The following is a 21923-nucleotide window of genomic DNA, read 5'->3' as shown; positions in this document are numbered from 1 at the left end:
AGCTAATTAGCTAAGTCTTTTTTGTTATTTCTCTCTTGATTGTTCAACGACTAAATCAACTGTTGTTGTTTTCTTCTCTGCTTCACGGTAGAAAGTAACTGAGATTTTATCGCCAACTTTTTTCTTATACAGTAAAGACTGTAAATCAGTTCCTGTTTCAATAGCATCACCATCTATTTCGACAATCACATCATATTGTTGTAAGCCAGCTTTTTCAGCAGGCGTTGCCGCACCGACGCTACGAATAATCACACCAGTTGTAATATCAGCTGGTACTTTTAGAATATTTTCTTGGCTGTCTTTTGTGATCAATGATAAGTCACTCATCGTTATACCAAGTGTTGGGCGCGATACTTTACCATCTTTTTCAAGTTGGCTAATGATTGCGACAACATCATTACTTGGAATTGAGAAGCCCATTCCTTCAGCAGAGACACCGCTAGAAGCTGCTGAGATTTTAATTGAGTTAATACCGATTACTTGGCCTGCGATATTGATTAGTGGACCACCAGAGTTACCAGGGTTGATGGCAGCATCTGTTTGTAAAGCATTAATGCTGACAGGTTCACCTTTTTCTGTTTGATTTGTAATTTCACGATTCTTAGCGGAGATGATACCTTGAGTAGCACTGTTTGCATAAACGGAACCAAGTGGTGAACCGATTGCAATTGCTGGTTCGCCAACTTTTAAGCTGTCAGAATCACCAAATTCAGCAGTGGCTTTGACATCTTTGCTAGCAATTTTAATAACAGCTAAATCAGTATAACTATCATGACCGACAAGTTCGCCGGGAACTTTTGTCCCATCGTTTAATAAAACTTCTAACGCGTCAGAACCTTCCACAACATGATTGTTAGTAACGACGTAAGCATCACCACCATCTTTACGATAGATTACACCGCTACCTTCGCTGTTAGCTTGTAAAGCATCATCATCTTTGTCGTTAGGATCGACTAAGTCTTCCCCGAAGAAACGGCCAAAATCATTTAATTGTTCTTTCTTTTGTAAATTAACAACAGATACAACCGCATCTTGAACTGTTTCAACGGCTTTTGATACATCTCCAATTACGGTATAATCACGTTTTTTCACATCCGTTTTAGCCGTATTTGGCACAGATGGATTGCGATCTGTTAAAACCGGTTTTAAGAAACCGTATCCCAGACCGAGAGTTAAAGCAGTTCCGATTACGCCGCCGAGGATACCAACTAGTAGTCGTTTTAAAGAAGTGGAATTTTTGTTTTTCTTTTTGTTAGGTGTTACATCTTTTATTTCAGTCATAAGTGTCGGCCGAAGCCTACCTCCTTTTAATATTAACTACTTATAGTATACATTTAGTGAACGGGATAAGTCTAATAACTTACTTTGATTTTTTTGTGAAGAATAATTGTCAGAAGATTGAAAAAGTCTGAGAGAAAAGTTGGTTTTCTGTTAAAAATAGCTTACTATTAAATGATGAGATTAGTTAATAAAGGCGGATTGTATAAATGAAAGTAAAAATAATAGCAGTTGGTAAATTAAAAGAAAAATATTTGAAACAAGGCATTGAAGAATATGCTAAGCGTTTAAGTAAATATTGCAAGTTTGAAATCATTGAAGTGCCTGACGAAAAAGCACCAGAAACCTTGAGTGAAGCAGAAATGATTGGGATTAAAGTAAAAGAAGGCGAGCGTATTTTAAGTAAAGTAGGCGAAGGGGATTTTGTATTCGCCCTAGCTATTAATGGTAAAGACTACACGTCAGAAGCATTTGCCAAAGTGATTGACCAAGCAACTGTGTCTGGTAAAAGCACGATTACTTTTGTGATTGGTGGATCTTTAGGTTTGTCAGAGGCTGTCATGAAACGCTGTAATCAGACGATTTCATTTGGTCGAGTAACCTATCCCCATCAGTTAATGCGTCTAATTTTAACAGAACAAATTTACCGTTGTTTTAGAATTATTAATGGGCATGCCTATCATAAATAGAGGAGACAAAATCATGAGAAATATTAAATTAACCATCGAATATGATGGTAAGAAATACTTAGGTTGGCAACGTCTGGGTGATTCAGATAAAACAATCCAAGGAAAAATTGAAACAGTGCTGAACCAAATGACGGATGAAACGATTGAAATTGTTGGATCAGGTAGAACGGATGCTGGAACACATGCTTATGGGCAAGTGGCTAATTTTAAAACAGAGTCAAAAATGACCGTTGAAAAAATGCAACTATTTTTGAATAATCAACTCCCTAACGATATTGTGATCAAGGAGATTGTAGAGGTTCCTGAAAGGTTTCATGCCAGATATAATGCTAAAAGTAAACAATATAGTTATCAAGTTTGGAATTCTGAAGTTCCAACAGCCCTACACAGAAATCATAGTTATCATTATGCTAATAATTTAGACTTAGAAAAAATCAATGAAGCATGTGAATTTTTAATTGGCGAACATGATTTCATTGGTTTTTCATCATTGAAGAAAACAAAAAAATCAACAATAAGAACCATTACATCTGCAAAGATTGCCACTAAGGATGAAATGATTACTTTTACCTTCACAGGTGAAGGGTTCTTGTACAATATGGTTAGAATTATAGTGGGCACGTTGTTGGAAGTTGGCGACGGGACTAAAGAAGTGTCTGCTATAGAAGAAATTTTAAATCAAAAAGATCGCCAGAAAGCAGGGCATACTGTTCCAGCACAGGGATTGTTTTTAGATAGAGTTAGTTACTAATTGTTTTAATTATATAATGTATGTTTTAGGTGTTGATAAGTCGGCGGCTTAGGCTCTGTTTAAACCATTAGTGGAACGAATATTTCACTTTTAAAGCATTCAAGTTGTTGGTATAATAATGAAGATGCAACATTAATGAGTGTGAAAATACTAGAAGTGAGGCGGTTCTTTGAAAAATATTATTAGAAGAATATATAAAAAGTTTAGAACAGGAAAGTACTATTTTCCTATTATGAAAAAAGTGTATTGGTTTATGTCACGTGTTTTGCCAGTCAAGTCGAATTTAATAGTTTTAGAGAGCAACGTAGGAAAGTCAATAGGTGACAGTCCGAAAGATTTATATGATGAATTACAGAGTAGAGATAATAATTTCAAATATGTTTGGATTTGTAACAATAGTCATTATGAAATGGGTCCAAGAACAAAAATAGTTAATAGATTGAGCATAAAATATTATTATTATTTAGCTAGAGCAGGATACTGGGTAAATAATCAAAATTTCCCAACGTATTTAACTAAACGACAAGGTACCAAATATATCCAAACATGGCACGGTACCCCCTTGAAAAAAATGCAAAATGATATTACAAATATTGTAGGTCGTGATGCTACATATTTAGATAGAGTTAACTACGCAGTTGAACAATGGGACTACTTAGTATCTCCAAGTTCATATGCAACAAAATGTTTCCGAAGTGCATTTAAGTATAATAAAGAGGTCATAGAGGTAGGCTACCCAAGAAATGATATTTTTTATAAATCAGAAGTAGAATTAGAACAAATTGGAGAAATTGTTAAATATAAGTTAGGAATACAGAACGATACAAGAAAAGTAATCTTATATGCACCTACTTTTAGAGATGATTCTTTGAATAAATTTGATTTAGAATTGGATTTTAAAAAGTTTGTTGACGAGCTATCTGATGATTATATTCTCCTTGTTCGAGGTCATGTTGCAACTAATCAAAAAATTAATGTTTCAAAACAGTATTCACTGGATATCATTGATGTAGCTACATATCCAAGTATTCAAGAACTATATGTTATTTCGGATATATGTATAACGGACTACTCTTCTGTTATGTTTGATTTTGCTCATACTAAAAGACCGCTACTTTTCTTTACATATGATTTAGAGCATTATCAAGAAAACTTGAGAGGTTTTTATTTTGACTTTATTAATGAGGCCCCAGGACCACTGGTGCGGACTACAGAGGAGTTAATTGAAACAATTAAGGACATTGCTAATAACAATCATGCAGAAAAATATACGGCATTTTACAATAAGTACTGCTCGTTAGAGGATGGGTTATCAGCAGCTAAAGTGATTGATTACGTTTTTGGTGAAAATGGTAAAACAAATTCAACTAATTATGGAAAAGAATGTATCAATCGTGAATTTGAAAAAATTAGGGAATATGATGTAAGGATCGAACGTGGCGAAAATGCAATTCATATCCAAGTGAAAAATGATAATCGCGATTTGGTTTTAGTAAATAAAGATAAGACTATTGTGTTAGAAAAAAATAAAGCTAATCAATTTGTTATTACAGACATAATGATGATGCACATGCAAGAAACTGATATGTATGAAGTGCATTTTTTTGACGGGAATAATTTGAGAGTGTTTAACTGTGTTGGAGATTGTTTACAGGTTGTGAAAAACGACTTAGGTGAAGACATTGGTTATTTATTCTTAGATAATAAATCACAAATTGTTATTTCTAAAATCAAACCAGAAAAATTAAACAGTTATTATAAACAAAATAAAATTATATCAATGGAAATAAATCAAGTCCAAGATCTGAATATTGTAATGGAAATTACAACTAAGCATGAAAGCATTGCAGCCTTAACAGGGTTGATGAAAATTCGTGGAACCGAAGAAATGCAAAGTTTTAGTAGTAAGATAGTGAAATGTGAAAAAAATGAAGATACAAAGTATATTACCCAAACAATCGAAATGACTTTTTCCGTAAAATCGTTTGTTGGTGACTTGTTTGATTTCTATATGCCGACAATTGATTTTTATTGTTTGATAAATTTTGACGAGGATCATGGATTGACACATGAATTTAGAATCAATTCACCATCTGAAAAGTTACCTACAATTACTTATACTGGGTTGAATAAAAAGATACTTTTTGTTTTATATGAGACATTGAATAAGAAAGCATTGTCAGCAAGACTAATTGAAGTACCATTGACTTATTATAATCAAGTTAAAAGTTCTTCGAACGAGCTCGAGGAACTTCCATTTGAGATATTAGCAGATATAAAAGATAGATGTTTAGAGCAGGTTAAAGATCCGGAGGTGGTTGTTACTTATTCAAAACAAGGAATAATGATTTCTAAGGATAACTCCTTCAAAGGTTTACGTCTAAAGGGAAATAAAAAGATGATTCCTATGAAGAATCAAGAATCTGCATTTTTTATCAAATATAAAGATATTAGACGGGTTTCTAATAGAACGGGTTCGGCATCAATTATAGATGAATCTGGCAACCCTATTTCTATTGGAAAATATACTCCAGTCAATTTTGAAGACGGTAACTATTACAAATTTGGATGCAATAGCTACTCTGTCTACAAGTCAGCCAAAAATAACTTGCGAGTAGGGATAAATGTTGAAATACCATCTGCCCGTTACTTAGTAAACCAAAATATCAGCGAAATAAAATCTAACAATGGAAATATGGAGGTTCACATTGTGATTAGAACACAGTGGGCTCCGATAGATAATATCTCTTCAGTATTGAAGTTGAGAGGTAATAAAGAACTGTATATTAATGAAAGTGATCTAGTATCCGCACAAGACTTGGGAAATGGAATATTTGAGAATAGTGTGATCTTAAAATATAGTGCAGATGATATAGCATCCTGTGCAAATGAAAAAGAAAGAAAGGTTTATAGTTTTGATATTTTTGATTTTTCTTTCAGCTACTCTCTTGCAGGGCAACGTCTAAAGGCTGTACCCATCAGAATTGATTACAAAAATCTTATTGAAACATCTGTTGCTTTAGATTTTGGCAATGAAAAATTAATTATGTTTGTCTATCCAACAAAAGTGGCGAAAAAATTATCGGCGAAGTTAACGTACGTTGAAACTTCGGTTTATGAGTATTACCTTAAATCACAAAAAGTTGAAACAAAAGAAAACGCTAAACTACCGGTTATTTTAGTCAGTGAATATCCTCATAAAGCGCAAGATACAGGATTGGCATATTTTAAATATTTAGTCGATAATCATTCCGATTCGTATGATACTTATTATATGATTAGTGAAATTTCCAAAGATATGAAAAATTTATCAGGATATGAAGATAAGTTAGTTTTATATAAGAGTAAACAACATGTTGACATATTTAATAAAGCAGATATTTTAGCGAGTAGCCATGGGACTAATTATTTATGCCCGGTCTTAGATGTTTATGCTAAAAATAAATTGCTTGAAAAGTATAAAATATTTTTACAACATGGTATTTTAGGAGTTCGAGATATGTCATATCTTTATGGCAAGGATGCTGAAAATCCATTTACTAACCTCTTTATTGTGAGTTCCGAAAGAGAAAAGCAACTGGTTGAAAAAGATTTTGGTTATGAAGAAAATGAGGTTTTAGTTTCTGGTTTATCTAGGTTTGATGACTTAATTCAGAAAGCATCAGAAGTGAATAATGAGTTTAAAAAAATTGTTATTATGCCAACGTGGCGAGAGTCTTTGCATAATGTAACAGCAGAAAACTTTCAAACGTCAGAGTACTATAAATCGTTTTCTAACTTATTAAACAATTCAAAATTCAGAAAATTAGCTCAGAGTAATAATTGGGAAGTATCGTTTTATTTACACACAAACTTTCAAAAGTTTGCAACATGTTTTAATTCAAACTTTATTAAGATTGTTAAAGAGGGCGAAAAAAATGTTCAAGAATTTTTAATTGAGAGTGATCTACTAATAACTGATTATTCAAGTGTAGGTTTAGATTTTTCATTAATGGAAAAACCTATAATATATTATCAATTTGATGAAGAGATTACTAATTCAACCAATAATTTGGTTGAGGAATTTTTCCCAGGAGAGATTGTTGAGTCGGAAGAGAAGTTAATTGAAGAATTAGAAACTTTTAGCAGAGATTCTAAAATGAAAGCTGCTCATTTTGATAAATTAGATGATTTATACAAATATCGTGATACAAGTGCAAATGATAGGATATACGAGGCGATGGATAAAAGATTTAAAAGAATTTAATATTATTAACTATAATTATTTGGTTTTTAAAAATAATATATATAGCTCAAATGAGTTAAGTGGTAATATTCTTACCACTTGTCCCACTAGTATCTCAAGCGCTTTTTTGCTACAATAAGTAGGCAAAAGAAAATTCTATTTTAGAATTGAGAAGAGGAGAATGTACAATGATCGCAGTTAGTGATTTAAAAGCAGGTATGACTTTTGAACAAGACGGTAAATTAATCCGTGTTATGGAAGCAAGTCACCACAAACCAGGTAAAGGCAACACAGTTATGCGTATGAAATTGAAAGATGTTCGTACGGGCTCAACAACTGATACAACAATGCGTCCAGATGATAAAGTGAAAAAAGCTTACATCGAAGGTAAAGCAGTTCAATATTTATATAGTCAAGATGACATGGCGATTTTCATGGATTTAGAAACATATGAACAATATGAATTACCAATTCCTTCTATTGAAGATGAATTAAAATATATGTTAGAAAACATGGAAGTTAAAATCCAATTCTTCGGTTCAGAAGTTATTGGGGTAACGTTACCAACAACAGTTGTGTTAACAGTTCAAGAAACGCAACCTTCAATTAAAGGTGCAACAGTTACAGGTTCTGGTAAACCAGCCATTATGGAAACAGGTCTTGTAGTTAACGTTCCAGACTTTATCGAAGCTGGTGAAGCCTTAGAAATTAACACGCAAGAAGGTACTTACTTAAAACGTGCCGCTAAATAATTAAATTAAAAAAGACTGCTAATTGCAGTCTTTTTTTGTTGTGAAAATAACATGAGACTGGCAAAGAAAACGTTGACATTTTCATGAAAACTACCTAAACTAATAAAGGATTAAATACAAAAGATAGAAAAGTTTGAGGAGCGAGACAGTTTGAAATTATTGATTAGCATTTTAGGTATTATTATATTTTTAGGTTTGGCATATATCACAAGTAGTGATCGTAAAAGTATTAAAAAATGGCCAGTGGTAAAATTGTTCGTGCTTCAATTTATATTTGGTTATATTTTATTAAATACTGGTTTTGGTAATGTTTTAGTTGGTGGGATTGCAAATGGTTTTACTAAAATCTTAGAGTATGCAGCAGAAGGTGTGGAGTTTGTTTTTGGTGGCTTAGCCAACGATGGAGCAGCGCCATTCTTCTTAACGGTATTGATGCCGATAATTTTTATTTCGGTATTAATTGGAATTTTACAATATTTCAATATCTTGCCCTTCATTATTAAATATTTAGGTAAAGCCATTAGTAAAGTCAATGGCATGGGTCAGCTAGAATCTTATAATGGGATTGCCTCGATTATCTTAGGACAATCAGAAGTCTTCATTTCAGTGAAAAAACAATTAGCAGGTTTATCAGAAAAAAGAATGTATACGTTATGTGCGTCAGCCATGTCGACTGTTTCAATGTCAATCGTAGGTTCATATATGACATTGCTTGAACCACGTTACGTTGTTACAGCCATTATTTTAAATCTTTTTGGTGGTTTTATTATTACATCAATCATTAATCCATATGAATTAGACCCGTCTGAAGAAGATGAAGTCGTCATTAATCAAGAAAAACAATCCTTCTTTGAAATGCTAGTCGAATACATCATGGACGGCTTTATGGTGGCTATTACTGTAGGTGCGATGTTAATCGGATTTGTTGCAATGATTGCTATGGTAAACGGGATTTTCGATGCTCTATTTGGTATTGATTTCCAAGAAGTATTAGGTTATATTTTCTCACCAGTTGCTTTCTTAATCGGTGTGCCATGGGAACAAGCAATTGATGCCGGTAGTATTATGGCGACTAAACTTGTCTCAAATGAATTTGTAGCTATGACGACATTGAAAACAGGTGGCTTTAGTTTTGATGAAAGAACAAATGCGATTGTTTCAGTATTCTTAGTATCATTTGCGAACTTTACATCAATTGGTGTAATCGCTGGTGCGGTGAATGGTTTGAATAAACAACAAGGTAAAGTGGTAGCTAAGTTTGGTCTTCGTTTATTGTGGGGAGCAACATTAGTATCATTACTTTCAGCTGGTATTATTGGTATTATCTTAATGTAATAAAAAAGAGACCTACTAGGTCTCTTTTTTATTTTTGAAATGTTTCAGCCGGTAATTGTTTAACGGGTTTCAGTCTTATCGTCATAATTAAAGCAATCGTACATAAGATTGTTGTCACGATGTAGGATGTTCGGATGCCGAACAATAAAACTTCTTGCTGTTGATGTGCTGTAAGCGTGATCACCTCAGAAAAGTGATGTTTTTGGAAAGTTGCAGAAGTGACACTCATCAAGGTAATCAGGACTGAAGTTCCAATGGAACCAGCAATTTGTCGCGTGGTTTGAAACATAGCAGTACCGTGAGCCACAATAGCTATAGGTAATGATTTTAAGGCTTCAGCTTGTAGTGGCATCATAATTAAAACTAAACCAATTGACCGAATTGTTTGAGCAACTGCTGCAAAGGCCACGCTTGTTTCAGTGTTTAATAATGTGAACATGAATGTTCCGATGACAAGAATGCTAATCCCAACAATGGCAACCGGTTTAGCACCGTATTTATCAAATAAACGGCCTGAAAAAGGTGATAAAATTGCCATGAAACAGGCACCAGGTAACATGATAATACCAGAGGTGAACGGGGAAACACCACGGACGTTTTGCAAGAACAACGGTAATAATAACATACCGCCGTATAATGCCATGATAATAAAGAAGTTAATCACTGTCATCATAGTAAAAGTAGGGCTTTTAAAGACTAAAAAGTTTAGCATTGGTTCTGTTTGACTAAGTTGTTGGCGAATAAATAAGCCAGTCACAATAGTTCCGATTAGAATGACACCGATAACACTGAAAGATAACCAAGGGTGATCGCCGGCGTTACTGAACCCTAAAAGCAGGCATCCAAGACCAACACTTGAAAGAATCACACCACTAATATTAAATTTCAACATTTTCTGTTTACCAACATTTTTCAAGAAGAAAATAGCCATTAGTAAATTAATCAGAGTAAAAGGAATCAACGTATAAAATAAAAAGCGCCAATTATAATTTTGGATCACCCATCCAGCAAAGGTTGGGCCGACACCGGGAGCGAAGTTCATGGCGATACCAATTAGTCCCATGATGCTACCAATTTTATGAGCAGGATAAATATTCATCAAGGTTACGGTCATCAATGGCATAATGATACCAGCTCCAATGGCTTGCACCATTCGACCCATTAATAAGAGGAAAAAGCTGGGTGCAAATCCTGAAATGACACTTCCTAGTAAGAACATTGTGATTGAGAAGATATAAAGTGGCCGGGTTTTAAAGCGTTCAATTAAGAAAGCAGTGATCGGAATCATCAGACCACTAACTAACATATAACCTGTTGAGAGCCATTGCCCTTGGCTAGCGGTGATATTAAAATCTAACATAATTTTAGGGAGCGCAACATTAAGTAATGTTTGATTAATATTGCAAATAAATGTCCCCATCAAAAGAATAGCAAGGATACTCCCTGTGTGTTTTGTTTTAGAATGTTCCATTGGCTTTCACCTCATCAATAATTGTTAAAATTTGTTGGTGAATGGTAAGCAGTTGTGCTAAGTCTTCACGTGGGACATCTAAAATCGGTAAAAGGTATTTCAAATAAATGTCATAAGTCGCTTTTACTTTTTCTTTCCCTGATTCAGTTAAGGTCAAGCCGTATGAGCGAGCATCCTGGTCAGAAGGGGTTTTTAAAACATGGCCCCCATCTATCATGCGACTGATGATCCCAGAAATGGTGCTTTTACCAAGACGCATTTCTTTAGCTACCTCAACAGATGTGATGCCGGGGTGAGTCTTAATGATATTTGCTACGTGTAGTTGAACAATCGTAATATCTTTCTCTAAAGCAGCAGTATTTAAAATGCCGCGTGTTTCTTGGTGTATATCGCGAAAGGAAAGTAAGACTTCCCGTAAATAATCTTCTGGTTTTTCCATAATAACCTCCTAATATAGTTCGTAAGCGAACTATATTATTATATCTAATTTTTTAAGTAAGTACAATAGCAGGTGTGCTATAATTTAAGTATTAAATAGGAGGCGATTAGTTTGAAGAAAGCGATTTTGAGTAGTTCTGTGGATTTAACTAATGGTGGCTGTAATGCATGTGGTACTGTAGAAAGTGTCAGTTATCGTCTAGAATTAAATGGTCGAGAGATAACAATGGATGGATTGACGGTCTCATCAGTTGTGATGACGATCGTACTTGCAGAAGGATGGCAGCAAGAGTTTAAAATGGGGATGATGGATGATTACACATTGTATTCCAAGGATGGCAAAGAAGTACGGTTAGATGAAGAATATGATGCGGTGACTTATCAAGGAGCTAAACAAGTTAATATGCCAAATCGTATTTCAGATTTTGAAAAGTTATTTGAGCAAGTGAACCGAGTTTTGGAAGACGCATTTGAGATAGAGTCGTATGAGTTTGTTTTAGAAGGCAATTAAAAAAGCAATCTACAATTATGTAGATTGCTTTTTATTTGTTCTTTTTGAACATTGATTTAAATGCACGTTTTAAGACATCTAACATACTAAGTGATTTGGTCATATGACTTGGATCAACATACTCACGGATAGCTCTTAAAACTTTCTTTGGTTGTTTTGAAGAGAAAGTATAAGTCCCGTTTGCTTTTGTTTGGACAGCATAACGTGGAATCCATTTCCCTTTAAACATGACTGAAGCGATCACATAATCAACTTCTTCCCAAGGAATTTGAATGAATTTGTTGGGGTCGCGATCGTTATAAAACTCAAAAGCTTTATCACCAATCATCACTTTACCGTAATCTGTTAAGCCGGTAAAAGATGTGGCATCGATTGCTAAATCAACTTTTGTATTTAAAGATTGTACCATTATAAATGCTCCGTTCTATCTTTTGCTAATTTTATTATAGCGTTAAAGGTTATCTTTTACTATAAAAATAAGGTGAGGCTAGAGCCTCACCTTGAAGTAGTTTGAAATCTTATAAAAGACCAACTAAGTGACCAACGATACCAACTACGAATAACCCTAAAATGATAACGATTGGGCTAACTTTTTTCTTAAGTAACCACATACAGAAGAAAGTTAATAATAGAGGCATTAATCCAGGGATTAATTGATCTAAGTTATCTTGTAATGTCGTGATTTTAGTAGGAGTTTGTGATAAACCTGAACCTACTTGTGAGAATGCTTCTTGGACACCTTTAGAACCTTCTGGTAATTTATCCCATTCGATGTAACCACCTTCTGGAACTTTTACTTCAGATACAACTGGTAAGAATTTAATTGATACCCAACGTTGTACTAGGGCTGCAAGAATGAACATACCTAAGATTGAGGCACCTTTAGTAACATCTTGTAATAAACCACCTGATAAATCGTCAGTGATTTTAGAACCAGCTTTGTAGCCGAATTCTTGTGTGTACCACATGAATGCCATACGGATGATATTCCATGCTAGGAAGAAAATGATTGGTCCCATGATGTTACCAGTCATAGCTAATGAGGCACCTAGGGCACCTAAGATAGGACGTAGTGTGAACCAGAATACGGGATCACCAACACCAGCAAGAGGTCCCATCATACCAACTTTAACCCCTTGAATTGCCACGTCATCAACTGGCGCACCATTTGCACGTTCTTCTTCAAGAGCTAAAGTAACACCTAAGATTGGTGATGCTACATATGGGTGAGTATTAAAGAACTCTAAGTGACGTTTTAACGCCGCTGATTGATCTTCTTTATTTTTATATAATTTTTTGATTGCTGGGATCATTGAGAATGCCCAACCACCATTTTGCATACGTTCGTAGTTCCAAGAACCTTGTAAGAACGTTGAACGCCAAGCAACTGCTAAACGATCTTTTTTAGTTAATTGAATTTTTTCTGCCATTGTTCTGTCTCCTCCTTTAGGATTAATAGTCATTTAAGATGTCGCCTAATGGGTCGCCTGAGTTGCCGCCACCATTACTTGAACCACCCATTTTAGATAAGTTTAAGTAGATAAGTGCTAAGGCAATACCGATACCACCTAAAGCGATTAATGTTAAGTCTGACATCGCCGCGAAGACGAAACCAAGGATGAAGAATGGCCATACTTCTTTAGTCGCCATCATGTTGATTACTAAAGCGTAACCTACGGCAACAACCATACCACCACCGATAGCCATACCATCAGTTAACCATGCTGGCATTGACTCTAAGAAGTTTTGAACAGTTTGAGCTGGAATGAAAAGTAATGCAGCAGCTGGAATAGCAATACGCACACCTTGCATACAGATAGCTAAAATTTGTAAAGCTTCTAATTTTTTGATGTTACCTTGTTCTGCAGCTTTATCCATCATGTGAACGATTGGTACAGCAAGTGTACGAACGATCATTGTTAAGAATAAACCAGCAACGGCAAGAGGGATTGCAACAGCGATTGCTGTAGGGATTCCGTCTTTACCTTGACCACCTAATACTAAGATAATTGCTGATGCAACTGATGCTAAGGCAGCATCGGGTGCAACGGCAGCGCCAATGTTTGCCCAACCAAGAGCTAACATTTGTAATGAACCACCTAAGATAATGCCGATTTCTAAGTTACCAGTTACTAAACCGATTAAGGTACAAGCCACTAACGGTTGGTGGAATTGGAATGCATCCAAGATTCCTTCCATACCGGCTAAAAATGCGATAAATACTACTAAAATCATTTGAATGATATTTAAATCCATGATAAGCCTCCTATGTTCTTTTTTTATAAGGATTAAGCTTTAGCTAATTCAGCTTTTGCTTTTTTAATGATATCTGTCATGTTTGCTTTAGAATCATTTGGTACTTTACGAACGTCAAATTTAATTCCTTTTTCAGCTAATGCATCAAAAGTTTCAACGTCTTCTTGTCCCATTGATAACACTTTGTTCACAGCAACTTTACCAGTTGTGTGAGCCATTGAACCGATATTTACTTCATCGATTTCAACGCCACCTTCAATTGCTTTTAACACGTCTTGAGGAGTTTCAAACAATAGAAGTGCACGAGTATTACCAAAACGAGGGTCTTTAGAAATCTCAACCATTTTTTGGATTGGGATAACGTTAGCTTTTACTCCTGGAGGAGCAGCTTGTTCGATTAATTTTTTACGCATGTTGTCATTTGCTACTGCATCAGACACAACGATGATACGGTTAGGTAAGATAGCTTTAGTCCAACCAGTTGCTACTTGTCCGTGTAATAGACGAGAGTCAACACGAGCTAAACCAATATCAATTTTACCATTTCCTAAAACAGTTCCTTCAGGGATAGCTGCTACTGGAGCTGCTGCCACAGGGGCTGCTTCTGCTGCCGCTGGTTCTAAAGCTTCAGGACGGATTTTAACACCATCTTTAGCAACTGTTGTAATGTGAGCAGCGATTTCTTGTGCTGACTCCATTGAAAAACGAGATGCATATGCTTCGATTACCATTGGTAAGTTTAGGCCACTTACGATAGCCCAGTTGTCTTTGTGATCTTCAAATAAAGTATTTGCTTGGTTGAATGGAGTACCACCCCAAAGGTCAACTAAGAATAATACCTCGTCTTGATTGTCGAAAGACGCCACAGCTGCTTCTAATTTTGCTTTTAGATCTTCAGGACCTTCAGACGGCATTAGAGTGACTGCTTTTACATTTTCTTGTTCGCCGAAAATCATTGAACCAGATTGTAGAATGCCATTAGCGAATTCGCCATGACTAGCAAGAATAATTCCTACCATTTCGTTACCTCCTCTAGATAATTAGTTTTGGCTAGACCATTAATTAGTTTTCAAACAACAAATAATTTCAAATATAATATGAAGAATAGCTCACTCGGTTGTTTGTTGACTGCAATGGTTGTTGCCTTTGAACCAGATTGCCATCATGGTATCGCTTTCTTTTTATTTCAATAAAAAGAGAGAATTCCATAAAATAGCAAATGTCTGATTGTAACTTTTCACATTTTTATCATTAAAATGAAATAATAAAAAGCGATAAAATTACCATCACTTTATTATAATAAGTTTTACATAGAAAATCAAATAAAACTTGTGAAAGCAAGGTTGGTATCGGTTCCATAAAATGAGAAAAATCTTTTGAAATAACGGTTTTATTAGGAAAAACAAATATAAAATAACAGATAAATAAATAGGACAACTAATTTCCTTTTCACAATCAAACAGGTGTATAATGAAGTTAGTATTGAAAGGGGATGAAAAGATGAAAGAGAAAAAAGCATTTGCAATAAATGGCTATCTTGGTTTAGTTATCATGATTGGCTTAGTTTTGGCTTCAGGTTATATTTTTTATCAAGGTGTTTCGGTGGTGGATGATACGATTAAGCCGACAAATATGGTAATCGGTGGATTATTATTAATAATTGCGTATTTATTTATCTCATCATTAACAATTATTGCTCCAAATACATCTAAGGTGTTAACGTTCTTTGGGAATTATGTTGGGACAATTCGTGAACCAGGATTATTCATGACGGTACCATTAACTAAAAAAACAACAGTGTCATTAAAAGTGAATAACTTTAATAGTGTTAAAATGAAAGTAAATGATTTGGATGGTAACCCAATTGAAATCGCTGCGGTGGTCGTTTACCGGGTCATCGATACTGCTAAAGCGTTATTCGAAGTAGATTACTATACAAATTTTATTGAGATTCAAAGTGAAACTGCTATTCGTCACGTTGCTACAAAATATTCATATGATGGTGATGATGAAGAGGTTTCGTTACGTGGAAACGTCAGTGAGATTTCAGAAGAACTAGCTTCAGAACTGCAAGAACGATTATCTGTCGCAGGTGTCGAAATTATTGAAGCTCGTTTGACTCACTTAGCGTATTCGACTGAAATTGCAAGCGCAATGTTACAAAGACAACAAGCTAAATCAATTTTAAAAGCACGTCAATTGATTGTGGATGGTGCAGTAGATATCACACAATCAGCGATTGAACGATTGACAATGGATGATAATTTAAATTTATCTGATGACCAACGCATTAAATTGGTCAACAATATCCTAGTTGCTATTATCAGTGAAAAGGGTGCACAACCCACAATCTCTGCTGATCAAGTATCTGAATAAATAAAATCAAAAAGTCTACCAGGAAGATGGGTAGGCTTTTTTTGTTGGATAAATTCTAATGAAAGATAACAATAAAAAAGAGGCTAGGTAAATAAACAGCTGGTAAAGGAGCTAGTTTGCGGGAGTTATCAGTGAGTATTGTCCTATAAACGTCACTTTTATGAGTAAATGATTAAAAAAAACTTTCTTTTATGAGAAAACAATGTTATTATTAAAAAACAACGAAAAATAAAAAGAAAAACTTATCGTTTTCTAATTTACCGAAAAGTCGTTGTAGAAAATAACAAAGAGAGAGTGATAGGATGAAGTACACACGTGAAGAGATGGTGGCAAGTGTTCCTCAAACCGGTTTCTTTGGACAACCCAAAGGATTAGGTATTTTGTTTTTCGTTGAATTCTGGGAACGATTCAGCTACTACGGAATGAGAGCTATTTTACTTTATTATATGTATTATTCAGTTTCAAAAGGTGGATTAGGTTTACCGATTGAGATGGCTCAATCTATTATGTCATTATATGGTGCCTTGATTTTCATGACATCATTGATTGGTGGTTGGTTAGCGGATAGGGTATTAGGTTCGCGACATGCGCTATTTATTGGTGCGACAATCATCATGTTTGGTCATATCGCTTTAGCGGTACCAGGTGGGGTTGGCACATTCTTAGTTTCAATGGCATTAATTATTATTGGGTCAGGTATGATGAAACCTAATATTGCCAATGTTGTGGGTGGTCTATACGACAAATCAGATGATCGAATGGATTCAGGATTTGTTATTTTCTATATGTCAGTTAACATGGGTGCTTTATTATCACCGATGATTGTTGGACAGCTACAAACTAAATTAGGTTTCCACTATGGGTTTGGTGTTGCGGCTATTGGTATGGCAATCGCTTTGGTTGTTTACGCAATGTATCATAAAAAATCTTTAGGTTTGGTTGGACGTGACGTTCCTAACCCGTTAACTGAATCAGAGAAAAGTAAAACGAAAAAAGTAGTTGGCTTAAGTGTTGTAGGACTAGTGGCGATTGGAACAATTGCTTATCTAACAGGATACCTAACATTTAATGCTATTTCATTGTTAGTTACAATTTTAGGGATTACGTTACCAGTTGTTTATTTCCGTATGATGTATAAGAGTGAAAAAACCGATGCGGTTGAGAAAAAACGTTTGTTGGCCTATATTCCATTGTTTATTTCAGCTATCATGTTTTGGGCTATCCAAGAACAAGGTGCAAGTATTTTAGGAACCTTTGCAGATCAAAATACGGAATTAGATTTAAGTAAATCTTTCGGAATTGACTTCACTGTTCCAGCGGCGTTCTTCCAATCGATTAATCCAATTTTTATTGTGTTATTAGCGCCGATTATTTCCAAGTTATGGTCTAGTTTAGGAAAACGAAACCCATCGACACCGGCTAAATTCTCATTAGGATTATTCTTTGCCGGAACATCATTCTTAGTCATGGTTATTCCAACACTAGGTATGACGGCAAGTACAAAAGTTAATCCATTATGGGTTGTCTTATCATTTGCCCTTTGTGTAATTGGGGAATTATGTATCTCGCCAGTGGGTCAAAGTACAACGGTTAAATTGGCACCAAAATCATTTGAATCAACAATGTTAAGCTTATGGTTATTATCAAGTGCGGCAGCGCAAGGGATTAACGCGCAATTAGTTCGTTTGTATAACATTTTAGATAACTCACAATACTTTGGTTTCCTTGGTTTAATGGCTATTATTCTAGGAGTAATTATTTTAATAGTTTCACCTTGGACTAAAAAAATGATGGGTGGTATTCATTAATAAGTAAAAAGCAAACGCATCTGCGTTTGCTTTTTTTGTGCCTATTTTTCCTTATATAATATAGAAGAAAAGTGTTAGATGTTGTGTCTAAGTTGATTTTATATTAAACTGTTACTAGATGTTTTGTAATTTTGGAGACGAGTTACAAATATAGAAAACCTTCTATAAAATATAAGTGTTAGGGGATAATATGAAAAGACGTCAAATAGTAGTTTTGGGAGCTGTACTTATTTCACTAGTTTTTGGAATGATGAGTTTTTCTCAAAAAAGTGAAGCCGCAGCCCGTAAATTTAAAACCGTTGGATATGTGCCAAGCTATGACATTGCACAATTAGAAACCGGTGTAGATTTAAACCAGTTTACAGATATCAATTATTTTTCGATGGTACCACAAACTGATGGGACGATTGAGTTTACCGATGCTGGTACGGATCAAATGTTGAAAGACTTAGTTGCCAAAGCTCATAAAGCTAACGTAAAAGTTGGAGTGAGTATTGGTGGTTGGAATTTGAGCGATAACTTTGAAGCCGCTACCTCAGATGATACAAGAAAAACTTTTATTGAAAATTTAGTTAAACTAACTGATAAATATGAGTTAGATACAATTGATATTGACTGGGAATATCCTCAAGAAGATTACGCAAAGCAATTTGAGACATTTATGAAAGAATTAAAGAAAGAAATGGCGGCCAAAGATATCAAGGTGACAATTTGTGTGCCTACGGGTATCTCATCAAATGGCACAGCCACAGATAAGTGGGAAAAATTCTTTACACCAGATGCGTTGAATCAAGCTGATTGGATCAACATCATGTCTTATGATGCAGAAGTTGAAGGTTCACCAAACCATTCGCCAGAAGAATTATTAGGTCAAACCCTAGAATATTGGAATGATATTATGGGTGGGGATAAAATGGATCATTTAATTGGTGGTATTCCGTATTATGCCAAGTCAGAGCAAAAACAAGTGATTACCTATAATAAAGTTGTTGATATCTTCCAAGAGAAAGTTGAAGGCGATGTTATTAACTATCGTGGAGAAGAGTTTTTATTCAACAATCAAGATACTGTTAGAGCAAAAACGAAAGATGCTATCGATTTAGGTTCTTTAGGAGTTATGGTATGGACGCCAACTCAAGATGCCGATTTGAAAAGTAAGCATCGCTTGACAGACGCGATTATTGAAACGATTGACGATAGTAGTAAAGTAGCGTTAGATAAAACTAAAGTCCTAATCGGAAAAGTTAAAATTGAAGAGAAGGTTAAATCTCATGCTCAGATGATCTGGAATATCCTTGCTTTAATTTTAGCGATTCTAAGTGGTTTACTATTTAAAGGGATCTTTAATAATTACTTGCCGACAGAGCTACGTGGCAAACATGTGAATAAGCCTAAATTTGCTAAGTTAGTAGGTAGTATTGGTTTTGTTCTAGTGTTCTTAATTTTAGTCTTTGCTAATTTACCGTGGTATTTAATATTATTAGTCTTTGCTGCTATCTTTGGTGGAGCCTATTATTTGTTAAAATTATAAAATAAAAAAGCTGTTTGAGAATCGCTCAAACAGCTTTTTATTTTGTTCTAACAGTTGCTAATAAGGCTTCTGCAACCTTAGATGACATAGTTGGTTGTTCTTTTAAGAGAGCGGTCACTTGATCGATTTCTTCACCTGTTGCCCCAGCATGGATAGCCAGAGATTTAGCGTGAAGGCTCATGTGTCCTTTTTGAATACCATCACTAACTAAAGCTTTTACTGCAGAAAAATTTTGTGCAAGACCAGCAGATACGATAACTTTTGCTAAGTCTTCAGCAGAGTTTGTTTTGGTTAACTCTTGGCTGATTTTAGCTAAAGGTAAGACGCTAATTGCACCGCCGACAGAACCAATTGGCATTGGCATAGTCAATTCTCCTTGTAAAAAGCCATCGTTTGTCAGTGTCCAGTTAGTTAAACTGCGATAATGCCCATCGCGAGAAGCGTAAGCATGAGCACCAGCTTCGACAGCTCGCCAATCATTTCCTGTGGCAAGTAAAACAGCATCAATCCCATTCATAATTCCTTTATTATGAGTGGCAGCTCGATAAGGATCTAAATGAGCGTATCGTGTAGCAGCGACCATTTTTTTAGCAACTTCTAAGCCAGTTAAGTTAGCTGTTGCCAAATCATCGGGATGAACACGACAATGACTAGTTACTAGTGATTGATCGTTGAAATTACTTAAGATAGACATTAATGATGTAGCGCCTAACCAGCTTTCTAATAGAGGAGATGTGCCTTCTAAAATAGTATTAACGATGTTTGCACCCATGGCATCTTTTACATCAACTAATAAATGAATCGTTAAAAACTCAATATTTCCATCTTCATTTGGAATTTGGCGGATGTGGATTCTTTTTAGACCACCACCTCGTTTGACGATAGATGGGTGAGCAGCTTCAGCTGCTGCAAAGATTTCTTTTTCTTTTTCATTAATAAATAAAGTAGCAGCTTCAAAATCAGTGACATCTGTTAAGATAATCTGACCAATCAACAATCGTTCACTAACAGTTGTCGTAAAGCCACCTTGTTTACGCATGAATTTTGCACCATTACTAGCAGCAGCAATCACGGAAGGTTCTTCAGTCACCATTGGCACAATCACATCTTGTCCATCAACAATAAAGTTTAATGCGACTCCGTATGGTAATGGGAATTGTGTAACTTGATTTTCAATTAAGCTATTGGCAACATCATCTTTTAATTCGGTGTTGCCAGCAAAGAAAGCTGCGGATGTAGTTGATAGAAAGTTGTTTTCTACAAGTATGTCCAGTCGCTCTGAGCGGTCTTTTTTATAATATTGAGAAATGTTTGATGTCATAACTACTCCTTATTTTAAGGTCGTGTGACCGATAATGCTAAGCCGATACCACCACCGACACAAAGTGAGGCAATACCAGTATGCTTATCTTCTCGTTCAAGTGAGTGGACGAGAGTTGTCAAAATGCGAGCTCCAGATGCTCCTAAGGGATGACCTAAAGCGATAGCACCACCAAAAGGGTTCACTTTTTCAGGTGGTAAACCTAGATCTTTTACAATGGCTAAAGATTGAGAAGCAAAGGCTTCGTTGATTTCATACAAATCTATATCTTCTGGGGTTTGCTTGTTTTTATCAAGTAACGCTTTAATTGCATAGTAGGGAGCATAGCCCATGTATTTAGGGTCATTGCCGATTTCTGTGTAATGACCTAAAGTAGCAAGATAATCTAGGCCAAGCTCATCAGCCACATCTTTTGCCATAATAACAAGAGCAGCTGCGCCGTCATTGATTGTCGAAGAATTACCAGCAGTGACACTCCCTTCTTTGACAAAAGCGGGGTTTAGGGTCGCTAGTTTTTCGGTTGAACTGTTCGGACGGACTCCTTGGTCTGAAATGATTAAACCGTCAGATGTTTCAACAACTGCGATTTCTTTTTCAAAACAGCCATTAGCTTGTGCGCGTGCTGCTTTTTGTTGTGACTCATTTGCATAAGCATCTTGTTCTTCACGAGTGATTTGATATTTAGATGCGACAGCTTCAGCAGTAGTACCCATATGTTCTTGGCTAAAGGCATCGGTTAAACCGTCTAAAATCATTGAATCAGCAAGCTGCGCTTCATCAAATTTATTTTCTGTAGCAGAACGTTGATAAAGTAGGGGAGATTGAGACATGTTTTCAATGCCGCCTACAACAACAGTATTAGCCTGTCCCAGTTGAATTGCTTGGGCACCTAAGATAACGGATTTAAGACCTGAACCACAAACTTCATTAATAGTCATAGCGGGTGATGTTTTAGGAATGCCAGAATGGATGGCAACTTGGCGGGCTGGGTTTTGACCATTACCTGCTTGTAAAACATTACCTAAAATAACTTGATCAATTAATTCGCTGGTAATTCCAGCATCTTGAATCGCCGAAGTGACAGCGACTGTTCCTAATTCAACAGCGGATGTGTTGGCAAAGGCTCCTTTGAATTTTCCGATTGGTGTTCGTTTAGCACTAAGAATGACAACTTCTCTCAT

At 35.5% G+C, this 21923-nt stretch carries 18 protein-coding genes; 9 read left to right on the top strand and 9 right to left on the bottom strand.

What is annotated here, in order from left to right; translation table 11 throughout:
- Window positions 1-24: 24 nt before the first annotated feature.
- The gene (locus G7081_RS00995; protein WP_166006584.1) at window positions 25-1281 is read right to left on the bottom strand and encodes a S1C family serine protease; all 1257 of its coding nucleotides are present in this window, start codon (window positions 1279-1281) and stop codon (window positions 25-27) included.
- Between the two features lie 206 nt (window positions 1282-1487).
- On the opposite strand from G7081_RS00995, the gene rlmH reads away from it, so the two are divergent.
- The 5 genes from rlmH to G7081_RS00970 all read left to right on the top strand — a co-directional run bounded on the left by rlmH (window position 1488) and on the right by G7081_RS00970 (window position 9030).
- Window positions 1488-1967: a 23S rRNA (pseudouridine(1915)-N(3))-methyltransferase RlmH gene (rlmH, locus tag G7081_RS00990; RefSeq protein ID WP_166006582.1), complete on the top strand. Its 480-nt coding sequence runs from the start codon at window positions 1488-1490 to the stop codon at window positions 1965-1967.
- Between the two features lie 13 nt (window positions 1968-1980).
- Window positions 1981-2718 carry a tRNA pseudouridine(38-40) synthase TruA gene (gene truA / locus G7081_RS00985; protein WP_166006580.1) on the top strand — a complete coding sequence of 246 codons (738 nt, stop codon included), beginning with the start codon at window positions 1981-1983 and terminating at the stop codon, window positions 2716-2718.
- A 169-nt stretch (window positions 2719-2887) separates the two neighbouring features.
- Window positions 2888-6964, top strand: a complete 4077-nt coding sequence (locus tag G7081_RS00980) for a CDP-glycerol glycerophosphotransferase family protein (protein ID WP_166006578.1) — start codon at window positions 2888-2890, stop codon at window positions 6962-6964.
- Between the two features lie 167 nt (window positions 6965-7131).
- The gene (efp, locus tag G7081_RS00975; protein WP_166006576.1) at window positions 7132-7695 is read left to right on the top strand and encodes an elongation factor P; all 564 of its coding nucleotides are present in this window, start codon (window positions 7132-7134) and stop codon (window positions 7693-7695) included.
- Window positions 7696-7845: 150 nt separating this feature from the next.
- Complete coding sequence (locus tag G7081_RS00970) at window positions 7846-9030, top strand: NupC/NupG family nucleoside CNT transporter (protein WP_166006574.1); 1185 nt, start codon at window positions 7846-7848, stop codon at window positions 9028-9030.
- A gap of 28 nt (window positions 9031-9058) precedes the next feature.
- On the opposite strand, the gene G7081_RS00965 is transcribed toward G7081_RS00970, so the two are convergent.
- Window positions 9059-10501, bottom strand: a complete 1443-nt coding sequence (locus tag G7081_RS00965; protein ID WP_166006572.1) for an MDR family MFS transporter — start codon at window positions 10499-10501, stop codon at window positions 9059-9061.
- The gene (locus G7081_RS00960) at window positions 10488-10940 is read right to left on the bottom strand and encodes a MarR family winged helix-turn-helix transcriptional regulator (RefSeq protein WP_166006570.1); all 453 of its coding nucleotides are present in this window, start codon (window positions 10938-10940) and stop codon (window positions 10488-10490) included. Before G7081_RS00960 ends, G7081_RS00965 begins: the two co-directional genes overlap by 14 nt.
- A gap of 111 nt (window positions 10941-11051) precedes the next feature.
- Between G7081_RS00960 and G7081_RS00955 the strand changes: the two genes are divergently transcribed.
- Window positions 11052-11450: a DUF4809 family protein gene (locus G7081_RS00955; RefSeq protein WP_166006568.1), complete on the top strand. Its 399-nt coding sequence runs from the start codon at window positions 11052-11054 to the stop codon at window positions 11448-11450.
- A gap of 31 nt (window positions 11451-11481) precedes the next feature.
- On the opposite strand, the gene G7081_RS00950 is transcribed toward G7081_RS00955, so the two are convergent.
- From G7081_RS00950 to G7081_RS00935, 4 genes are all read right to left on the bottom strand, one after another.
- On the bottom strand, window positions 11482-11859 hold the full coding sequence (locus tag G7081_RS00950; protein WP_166006566.1) for a DUF956 family protein: 378 nt from the start codon (window positions 11857-11859) through the stop codon (window positions 11482-11484).
- 109 nt (window positions 11860-11968) lie between these two features.
- Window positions 11969-12880, bottom strand: coding sequence for a PTS system mannose/fructose/sorbose family transporter subunit IID (locus G7081_RS00945; RefSeq protein WP_166006564.1), 912 nt, complete (start codon window positions 12878-12880; stop codon window positions 11969-11971).
- A gap of 22 nt (window positions 12881-12902) precedes the next feature.
- Window positions 12903-13706, bottom strand: a complete 804-nt coding sequence (locus tag G7081_RS00940; RefSeq protein ID WP_166006562.1) for a PTS mannose/fructose/sorbose transporter subunit IIC — start codon at window positions 13704-13706, stop codon at window positions 12903-12905.
- Window positions 13707-13738: 32 nt separating this feature from the next.
- A complete protein-coding gene (locus G7081_RS00935; protein ID WP_166006560.1) occupies window positions 13739-14725 on the bottom strand; it encodes a mannose/fructose/sorbose PTS transporter subunit IIA in 987 nt (328 codons plus the stop codon).
- Between the two features lie 481 nt (window positions 14726-15206).
- Between G7081_RS00935 and G7081_RS00930 the strand changes: the two genes are divergently transcribed.
- The 3 genes from G7081_RS00930 to G7081_RS00920 all read left to right on the top strand — a co-directional run bounded on the left by G7081_RS00930 (window position 15207) and on the right by G7081_RS00920 (window position 19421).
- Window positions 15207-16082, top strand: a complete 876-nt coding sequence (locus tag G7081_RS00930; protein ID WP_166006558.1) for an SPFH domain-containing protein — start codon at window positions 15207-15209, stop codon at window positions 16080-16082.
- Between the two features lie 302 nt (window positions 16083-16384).
- The gene (locus G7081_RS00925) at window positions 16385-17890 is read left to right on the top strand and encodes a peptide MFS transporter (protein WP_166006556.1); all 1506 of its coding nucleotides are present in this window, start codon (window positions 16385-16387) and stop codon (window positions 17888-17890) included.
- Window positions 17891-18080: 190 nt separating this feature from the next.
- Window positions 18081-19421, top strand: a complete 1341-nt coding sequence (locus G7081_RS00920) for a glycoside hydrolase family 18 protein (RefSeq protein ID WP_166006554.1) — start codon at window positions 18081-18083, stop codon at window positions 19419-19421.
- Window positions 19422-19458: 37 nt separating this feature from the next.
- On the opposite strand, the gene G7081_RS00915 is transcribed toward G7081_RS00920, so the two are convergent.
- A complete protein-coding gene (locus G7081_RS00915; protein WP_166006552.1) occupies window positions 19459-20742 on the bottom strand; it encodes a hydroxymethylglutaryl-CoA reductase, degradative in 1284 nt (427 codons plus the stop codon).
- 14 nt (window positions 20743-20756) lie between these two features.
- On the bottom strand, window positions 20757-21923 hold the full coding sequence (locus G7081_RS00910) for a thiolase family protein (protein ID WP_166006550.1): 1167 nt from the start codon (window positions 21921-21923) through the stop codon (window positions 20757-20759).

Source organism: Vagococcus coleopterorum, from assembly GCF_011303955.1.
GTDB lineage: Bacteria > Bacillota > Bacilli > Lactobacillales > Vagococcaceae > Vagococcus_D > Vagococcus_D coleopterorum.
This window is presented reverse-complemented; position numbering and strand designations above follow the sequence as displayed.